The sequence below is a fragment of the Chryseobacterium sp. CH21 genome, assembly GCF_004119445.1.
GTDB lineage: Bacteria > Bacteroidota > Bacteroidia > Flavobacteriales > Weeksellaceae > Chryseobacterium.
In genome coordinates, this window is sequence record NZ_QICI01000104.1 from 1 (window position 1) to 9,170 (window position 9,170).

Annotated in this window: 7 protein-coding genes and 1 pseudogene; 7 read left to right on the top strand and 1 reads right to left on the bottom strand. The window is 36.0% G+C overall.

Going from position 1 to position 9,170, the window contains the following annotated elements; genetic code table 11:
* Nucleotides 1–234: 234 nt before the first annotated feature.
* Nucleotides 235–2,301: an elongation factor G gene (gene fusA, locus BOQ62_RS21310; protein WP_129042347.1), complete on the bottom strand. Its 2,067-nt coding sequence runs from the start codon at nt 2,299–2,301 to the stop codon at nt 235–237.
* A gap of 627 nt (nt 2,302–2,928) precedes the next feature.
* On the opposite strand from fusA, the gene BOQ62_RS21315 reads away from it, so the two are divergent.
* The 7 genes and pseudogenes from BOQ62_RS21315 to BOQ62_RS21345 all read left to right on the top strand — a co-directional run bounded on the left by BOQ62_RS21315 (nt 2,929) and on the right by BOQ62_RS21345 (nt 8,924).
* A complete protein-coding gene (locus BOQ62_RS21315) occupies nt 2,929–3,597 on the top strand; it encodes an HAD family hydrolase (protein WP_129042348.1) in 669 nt (222 codons plus the stop codon).
* A gap of 8 nt (nt 3,598–3,605) precedes the next feature.
* Nucleotides 3,606–4,430, top strand: coding sequence for a phosphoribosyltransferase family protein (locus tag BOQ62_RS21320; protein ID WP_129042349.1), 825 nt, complete (start codon nt 3,606–3,608; stop codon nt 4,428–4,430).
* On the top strand, nt 4,420–4,977 hold the full coding sequence (locus BOQ62_RS21325; protein ID WP_129042350.1) for a TerD family protein: 558 nt from the start codon (nt 4,420–4,422) through the stop codon (nt 4,975–4,977). The genes BOQ62_RS21320 and BOQ62_RS21325 overlap by 11 nt, the downstream gene beginning before the upstream one ends.
* Before the next feature lie 2 nt (nt 4,978–4,979).
* Nucleotides 4,980–6,155 (top strand): toxic anion resistance protein, encoded by a 1,176-nt coding sequence (locus BOQ62_RS21330; protein ID WP_185146815.1) that lies wholly within the window; start codon nt 4,980–4,982, stop codon nt 6,153–6,155.
* Between the two features lie 16 nt (nt 6,156–6,171).
* On the top strand, nt 6,172–7,119 hold the full coding sequence (locus tag BOQ62_RS21335) for a hypothetical protein (protein ID WP_129042351.1): 948 nt from the start codon (nt 6,172–6,174) through the stop codon (nt 7,117–7,119).
* A 69-nt stretch (nt 7,120–7,188) separates the two neighbouring features.
* Nucleotides 7,189–7,796, top strand: a pseudogene (locus BOQ62_RS21340) (TerD family protein).
* Between the two features lie 84 nt (nt 7,797–7,880).
* Nucleotides 7,881–8,924, top strand: coding sequence for a TerC/Alx family metal homeostasis membrane protein (locus BOQ62_RS21345; protein ID WP_129042352.1), 1,044 nt, complete (start codon nt 7,881–7,883; stop codon nt 8,922–8,924).
* Nucleotides 8,925–9,170: the final 246 nt, after the last annotated feature.

Sequence of the window (9,170 nt, forward strand, 5' to 3'; positions counted from 1 at the left end):
TTTGCTTCGCAAGTGAATAGTGAATTTTTGTGGTGCAGAAGAAATTGACAAGCGCAGCGAATTGACGATTGACGATTCACAATTCCATTGTCAATAAGTGAATTTTGCCTCACAAGTGAATAGTGAATTTTTGTAGTAAAAAATTGATAAGCGCAGCGAATTGACGATTGACCATTCACAATATACCCCCTAACCAGACAAGGACTGTAAGAAAAATCTACAGTCCTTGCTTGTTTAGGTTATTAATGTATTGGCGATGAAATCAGGCACTAAAGCATAGTGTGATAATTTCATGCTGATGGAAGCTCTTCCGCTGGTCAGCGTTCTCAGGTCAGAAATATATCCGAAAGTGGATGCTAACGGAACTTCCGCTGCAAAAATCTTTCTTCCTGACTTTTCATCAATAGAAGTAATGATTCCTCTTCTTCTGTTGATGTCTGCCGTAACAGCGCCCGTGTATTCATCAATACTTTGAATTTCTACCTGCATGATAGGTTCCATCAGTTTAGGACTACATCCTTTTGCGGCTGCTTTGAATCCTTCTCTTGCCACAATTTCGAAATCAAATGCTGCGGAATCCTGAGCATGGAAAGAACCATCCAGAAGAATGACCTTCATGTTTTCCAGAGGATATCCTTTCAACGGCCCATGCTCCATAGCTTCTCTGAAACCTTTTTCGACAGAAGGAATAAATTCAGTAGGAATAACACCTCCTTTGATCATATTGACGAACTCCAATCCTTGTTCATGATCATTTCCTGGCCCGATTTCAAAAGTGATATCAGCAAACTGACCACTTCCTCCGTTTTGTTTGGAAAGCTTTTCTCTGTGAACTCTGGTTTCCGTTAAGATCTCACGATAAGAAACTTTAGGTTTCCCTTGATTGACTTCAATACCATGATTCAAACGGATTTTCTCCAATGTAACCTCAAGATGAAGCTCACCCAATCCACTCAATAACGTTTCTCCGGTCTGAGGGTCTCTTTCAACCACTAAAGAAGGATCTTCTTCCTGAATCTTCGCCAGCACCAAACCGAAAGATTTCTCATCACCATTCGTTTTCGGCTCGATAGCAACTCTGATTACAGGAGTCGGGATTGTAATGGCTTCCAGTAATATCGGTTGACCTATAGAAGATAAAGAATCTCCGGTTTTGGCATCCTTTATTCCCGTTAAAGCCACAATATCTCCTGCTTTAGCCTCATCCAGTGATAACGTTTTATCCGACTGCATCTGTAAAATCCTCGAAATTCTGAAGTTTTCACCAGTCCTTACGTTCAATATCGTATCTCCGGATTGTATCCTTCCGGAATAGACACGAAGCATGGCTAATCTTCCCATATGTTTATCAATCATCACTTTGAAAACAAGTCCTGAAAAAGAAGCAGATTCATTTCTTTCCAATGTTACCATTTCGTCTGTATGAGGATCTCTTCCCTGAAGGTCAGCAAGCTGATCCGGAGCCGGAAGATAGGTAACCACAGCATCAAGAAGAGGCTGGATTCCCTTATTCTTAAAAGCAGAACCACATAAAACAGGAACGGCAGATCCTGATCTGCACACTCTTTGTACCGCTTCTGAGATCATTTCAACAGTAATTGTTTGTTCACTATCTATAAAAATCTCAAAGAACTTCTCATCATTTTCAGCAAGAGTTTCCATTAGCTTCATTCTGTATTCATCAGCTTCAGCAATATAATGATCGGAAATTTCTTTTTCCACAATGGTTTCACCATTTTCATCAGTCCAGTGTAATGCTTTCATTTTGAGAAGATCAATAACGCCTTCAAAATGTACTTCAGCGCCCATCGGAATCTGAAGAGCCAGAGGAACAGTATTCAGTTTGGTTTCTATTTCATTGAGAACCGCAAAGAAATCTGCCCCAATTCTGTCCATTTTATTGATGAAACAGATTTTGGATGTTCCGTGTTTTTCAGCCTGGAACCAAACATTTTCAGTTTGTGGCTGAACCCCTGATGAAGCACAGAAAACAGCGACAACACTGTCCAGAACTCTTAATGAGCGTTCCACTTCTACTGCAAAATCAACGTGTCCTGGTGTGTCAATAAGGTTGATATTATAAACTTTTCCGTCTTTTTTCCATTGGGTAGAAACTGCAGCAGATGAAATGGTAATTCCTCTGTTTCTTTCCTGAATGTCTTTATCCATGGTAGTATTTCCATCATCTACATTACCGATTTTATGAATGAGTCCCGTGTAATAAAGAAGTCTTTCCGATAACGTTGTTTTTCCTGCATCTACGTGTGCTATGATCCCTATATTTCGTGTGTTGTATTTCATTTTGTTTGATTTAAATTGTTGATTTTTAGAATTGTGCTTAGAAAAGATTCTGAAAAAAATGAGCACAAAATACACTCCGGTCTTATAAAGCCGGCAAAACATTTTCTGTATTTTGTATCAAAGGAAAATTTTCAGAGATCTTAACAAACAGCAGAATTTTCTTGAATTGTTAAAGTCTGAAAATAGGGCAGCAAAAAAGACCTATCCGAATAGAAAGGTCTTCAATATATTTTTTAGTATAAAAGATCTATAGAACTATTCAGATAAATATTCAGTGCTGCCAAAGAACACAGCTCTGACAGGATTGTTTAAAGTTATAATATTTATCATTTTTGTTGACATTGTTGATTTTTAATCGGTTGCGAAATTATAATTTTTTTTTGATTTCCAAAGAATTTTTCAAAATATTTTTTTGCGAACGGAAATTAAACGGCTCATCAATCATCTTCTGTGGAGCTATGAAATTCGTCAATTTTCATAAAAATATCTTAAAACAGACAATGAACGTAATGCTTTTCTGATAAAAATTTTATCTTTGGGAAGAATAGTCTTATAAACACTTTTTGATGAATGAAAATTTTAAATCTTTTTCAAGAAGCTAAATAAAAACTTTTAACTTAAAACCTATTGAAAACAGATATCGACATTCAAAACCACTGTCATTTTTCCTTTGACCTGTGGCTCACCTTAATCAAATCTCACCCTGAATTTAAAGCAAAAAGAGTTGAGCTGTTCTCCTCATTTTTCAACGTAGATAAACCGATAGAAGAGGTTGCCAAAACCGTAAAATATTATGATGATCTTTGCAATACCATCAATGAAGTGACAGGAGGAAATATCGATACTTTTGAAATTTATTTGATGATTTTAGGGGCTTTGGATGTTGATGTAAAACTTTTGAATAGGGAAAAATTGAATGAGTTTTATGATCGAAGTGAAACCTTGTTTCTGGAGTATAGGCCAGTTTTAATTTTTGAAAATATTCATGGTTTTTTTGAGGATATCAAAAATCAGGGGAAGACCATTAATATTTTGAGCAACACCGGATTTATCAAAGGAAAAACAATGAGGAAATTTCTGATTCATGAAAACCTTGATCAGTATATAGATTTTCATATTTATTCTGATGAAATCAACTGTTCCAAACCGAACCCGCTTATTTTTCAGGAAGTGAAGAATAAGATCAAAGATCACGGGTTGCCACTGCACCAGATTCTGCATATTGGAGACAATCCGATAGCAGATTATCAGGGAGCAAAGGACTTCGGTTTCAGTGCCCATTTACTTAAACACTAAAAATAAACATGAATAAAAGATACAGCTTACACCACATTCATTCAGCAGATGAGTTTACTTTCTCACCTGCGGAATACAGCTTTTTCAAGTATGGCGATAAGTCGTATGCTGAAAAATTTGCAAAAGAATTATTCGACGGATTTATTTCCGAAAATAAAGCAATTTTAGATACTGATAAAGAGATCGTAGTATTGCCAAGCCCATATATGGCGATTCCTACAGCATCCAACTTTTTATGCTTTTACTTTAAAAAGCATCTTGATTTTTATCTGTTTCAGAATGGAAAGAAGTCAAGTATTTTATCTAAAATCAACAGAAATCATACCTATATCACAGATTATGGGAATCTTAATTTCGAAGATCGTAAAAATCTGATCGCCAATGATACTTATTACATTGATAAGGATTTTTTGAGAGGAAAACTTTGTATTTTTATAGACGATATAAAAATCACGGGAAGTCATGAATATACAGTGAACAGAATCCTGGATGAATATAGTGTGGAAGCAGACTTTATGTTCTTGTATTATGCAGAACTGATGAATTTTGACCTTGACCCGAAAATTGAAAACTTTTTCAACTATTATGCAGTGAAAAATGTAAATCATGTTGCAGAAGTGATGAATAAAGAGAGTTTTCAGTTCAATACAAGGATTGTAAAATATATTTTAGGCCTGGATTCAAGTAATTTTGATTATCTTACGTCTAAAGTAAAAAAGGAACAGATGGACTTGCTTTTGGAGCTGGCGATCAGTAACAATTATCATTTAATAAAAGAATACGAAAATAACATCAATACTTTAACACAAACGGAATTATATTATGGCTATTAACTTACAAAAAGGACAAAGAGAAAACATTAACGCACCTAAATTTACTGTAGGTTTAGGATGGGATATCAATAATACCTCTACAGGAACAGGATTCGACCTTGATGCTTCTTTATTTTTGCTTGGGGACGATAAAAAATTAGTTTCTGATAATCACTTTATTTTCTATAACAACCTTGAGTCTCCGGACAAATCTGTAATCCACACAGGGGATAACCTTACAGGAGAAGGAGCTGGTGACGATGAGCAGATCAAAATTGATCTTACAAAAATAGATGATGCTATCAAAGAAATTACGGTAGTCGTAACGATTCACGAAGCGGATTCGAGAAAACAAAACTTTGGACAGGTAAGAAATTCTTTCATCAGAATTTTCAATACAGATACGAATGAAGAGATCTTAAAATATGAATTAGACGAAGATTTCTCAATCGAAACCGCTGTAGAATTCGGAAGAATCTACAACAGAAACGGAGAATGGAAATTTGAGGCTGTAGGGGCAGGACAGAGAGACGGCCTTGACAAATTTGTATCAATTTATCAAAAGTAATCATGGACAATCAGGAAAATCAACCCATAGATCCACTAGGATCAATAGAACCTCTTAAAACCTTTGAACCTACTCCAATGGTTCCTCCAGCTCCGGCTCAGCCTGTTCAAAATGCAGCACCGGCAGTTCTTGTGGATAGAGAGGGAAATGTAAATCTTACTCAGCTGCAGTCAGAAGAACGTGAAAAATATGAAGTTCTTGCCAATTCTATTGATGAAACCAACCCAGGTTCCATCGTGAATTTCGGAGCGGAACTTCAGAAAACATTAACGAATCAGAGTGACAGCTTCTTAGGAAATGTAAGAAGATCAAACTCTGGGGAAGTAGGAGGGCTTATCAATGATCTTTTGGTAGAACTTAATTATGTAGATGTAGAAGAGCTTAACGGAAATAAAGTGAAAAGCTTCCTAAGTAAATTGCCATTCATGAAGAAGGTAATAACCCAGGTGGAGAACTTATTTACAAAATACGATAAGATCATCAACAATATCGAGCAGATCTCTTATAAAGTAAACGCTGGAATCATCACTTCTACAAAAGATAATGCTGTACTTCAGACTATTTTTGAAAGTAATGTAAATTCTATCAAGCAGATTGAAGGTCTTGTAATTGCAGGAAACATAAGAATGGAAAGAGCGGCAGTAGAGCTTGCTCAAATGGAGACCAATCCTCAGAATTTTCAGGATTATCAGATTGCTGATAAGAGAGATTTTATCGCAAGACTAGACAGAAGAATGGCAGATCTTAAAGTGGTGCGTGTGATTATGATGCAGTCGCTTCCACAGATCAGACTGGTACAGAATAACAATGTTTCTATTGCTGAAAAAGCACAGACGATTCTTACCACTACACTTCCTGTCTGGAAAAACCAGCTTTCATTGGCTGTAGCGATGTACAGACAACAGCAGAATATTGAAATCCAGCAGAAAGTATCTTCTACTACAGAAGAGATCTTAAGAAAGAATGCAGAGCGTCTTGGGCAGAACTCAATAAATGTTGCGAGAGCTAATGAGCAGACTATCGTATCTGTGGAGACTTTGAAAGAAACAACATCAATGTTGATCAATACATTGAATGAAGTGAAACAAATCCAGAAACAGGGAGCAGATAACAGAAGAAAACTGGATCAGGATCTTCAGACATTGGAGCATGAACTTAAAGCAAATGTCAGAGGTTAATTTATAGCATACTAAGGTGGGGGATGATGCAGCAACCATATTGTCGCAAAGCAAAAGAAGATTAACAAAGCTTAAGCTTCTCGCGAATTTTTTTGAACATATTGACATTATATCTATTTACATCAAAACAGATATTATACACAATCTGTTCCAGGAAAATACGGCTTTAGATTACAATAAACTGGAACTTTTCCACCTGCAGTATACGGACAGCCTCATAGAGCTTCTGACTAAAATTAAGAAACAGAAGGAAAATGATATGCTGGCGGTCATCAATGAAATTAACATCAACAGTAAATATATTTCAGGTTTCGAAGAAAGGCAGGTAGATAGCTTTCAGACCGACAGGAAAATGTACAGCGGTGTATTTTTCCAACATCTGAAAACTTTGTATAAAGATCTTACAGAAGATAGTTTTACTGCCAATTGGGAGAATGTACTGTACTTTCATAAAAAGTATGCCCAGGAATTTTACAGAACGGATGCAGATGAAACGCTGCTGAAATCTGATTCTTTCCCGGCCTATCAGTATAAAGATTATTCCATTGAAAGAAAACTGTTGGGAAGACTTAATATACAGGGATTTAAAGTTCGTTTTGTCTGCGGTTACCTTGTTGGAACCCATGATTATGAGCTTTTCAAAATCTTTCAGTCGGATGATCATTTTATTTTCAGCGTAGACGAAAAGAAATTGTATCTTTTTGACAAAGAACTGGATAAACTGGATACTTCTGAAAATCAATCGAATCAAAGTTCTATTATTGATCAGTTGAAAAGTAAAAATGAGCAACTGGAACACAGTATGAACGAAAGAAAACGTATGTTACCGCCGGAAGTAGAAGGTGTTTTGAAAGATTATATTAAAAACCTGGAAAATATGGACATTATGAGCAAAATATTTGACTTCGATGAAGAAACCAATATTCTGCGGGCAATGCTTAATTTGAATTTGAATAATAACTAGAACGAAATTTGAAAAGCAAAGAAGATTCACTTTTTTGCAAAATAGTAAATAACAACTAAACATAAAAAGATGGCTATCAACTTACAAAAAGGTCAGAGAATAAACCTTAAAAAAGAAAATGGAGCTGAACTTTCCCAAGCTTGTGTAGGAATCAACTGGGGAGCAATTGAAAAGAAAGGATTTTTTGGAACTAAAAAAGAAGCAGTAGACTTAGACGGAAGCTGTATTTTATATGATTCAAACAAAAATGTTACGGAAGTAATCTATTTCGGAAACCTTAAATCCAGAAACGGATCTGTAAGACACAGTGGAGATGATCTTACGGGTGATGTAAACGGAGATGACGGATTGGATAATGAAGTAATCACTGTAGATTTCAGTCAGCTGGAGCCTAATGTAGAGCATGTGGCAATGGTACTGAACAGCTACAGAGGTCAGGATTTCGGAACCATTCCTTTTGCTTCTATCCGTATTTATGAAGGAACGCCTACCAATGTAAGAGAAGTTTTGCAAAATATGATATTGCGAATGATGCATCTTTCAACGGACACGTTGCTATGGTAATGGGAGTTTTCTATAAGAGAAACGGAGAATGGAAATTCAATGCAATCGGAGATCCTACAGCAGATAAAAAGCTGGAGCAGACAATCCAGACGGTACAGATGAATTACCTATAATCAATTGACATCAAAAGATAAATAAAATAGCAATATTTGTACTCTGTGCATCTATTGCTTTTATCATATAATAACATAACTCAAGTGGAACATCAAAGTATTTTAGAACTGCACCCAGGTCTGGTGTGGGGATTTGCAGTAACAGTCGTTATCATGCTGCTCCTGGACTTAGGGGTATTTAATAAAAAAAGTCACGAAGTATCTTCCAAAGAAGCTACCATATGGTCTATCGTATGGATTTCGCTTTCAATGGTTTTTTCAGGGGTGGTATATTGGGTATTTAATACCGATGGAAGTCCTGAAAGTCATGCTTTGGCAATAGAGAAATTTACTCAGTATCAGGCTGCCTATTGGATTGAAAAAGCCTTGTCTGTGGATAACTTATTTGTATTTATACTTGTTTTCGGGTTCTTTAAAGTTCCGAAATACCTTCATCACAAAGTTCTTTTCTGGGGAATTATTGGAGCATTGATATTCAGGGCTATATTCATCTTTGCAGGAGTAGGATTAATCAATCTGACGTATCTTCCTGAAATGAATATCTTCGGAGAAGCAGTAAAAATCAACGTTGTCATGACCTTATTCGGATTATTCCTTGTCTATGCTGGGATCAAATCCTGGGGTGATGGAGACGATGATGACGATGAAGATTACAGCAATACAGCAGGAGCAAGACTGATCAAGAGTTTCTGGAAAGTTTCCGATAATTATGATGGAGATAAATTCTTCACCATCCAGAACGGAATCAAAATGGCAACTCCTCTTTTAGTCGTAGTAGGAGTTATCGAATTTACAGACGTTCTTTTCGCTGTGGATTCTATTCCGGCGATCTTTGCGATTTCAAATGACCCGTTTATCCTTTATACGTCGAATATCTTCGCTATTTTAGGGTTAAGATCATTGTATTTCCTATTGGCGAACTTTATTCATATGTTCAGCAAACTTCCCTACGGATTGGCCATTATCCTATCCTTTATCGGGGTTAAAATGCTTATTGCACCATGGATTCATATTCCGTCCCCGGTTTCATTGGGAATCGTAGGAGGAGTATTGGTGATCTCTGTTCTTTTATCCATCATCTTCCCTGAAAAAGAAGAAGAGAAGAAAGAAGAATTAGAAGAAAAATAATCTTATTTAAAATATATTGTAAAACCTCCGGAATTTATTTTCGGAGGTTTTTTTATACACTAATTTTTTTGGAAAACACAAAGATTTCTATGTTAATACACAAGAGAAATTTGAATTTTTTATTGACACAAATTCTTCTCTTTGTAAAAATGGCTGTTTTCTATTGATGACAGCCATTATTCTGTGTACTAATTTATTTCTTACCGCATTCAGGACACTCATTTTATTTTTTCCTTCACTTACTTT

Bases quoted from the DNA above. Each gene is read 5' to 3' on its own strand.
- fusA (WP_129042347.1), bottom strand. From the start codon at position 2,301: ATGAAATACAACACACGAAATATAGGGATCATAGCACACGTAGATGCA.
- BOQ62_RS21320 (WP_129042349.1), top strand. From the start codon at position 3,606: ATGAATAAAAGATACAGCTTACACCACATTCATTCAGCAGATGAGTTT.
- BOQ62_RS21325 (WP_129042350.1), top strand. From the start codon at position 4,420: ATGGCTATTAACTTACAAAAAGGACAAAGAGAAAACATTAACGCACCT.
- BOQ62_RS21330 (WP_185146815.1), top strand. From the start codon at position 4,980: ATGGACAATCAGGAAAATCAACCCATAGATCCACTAGGATCAATAGAA.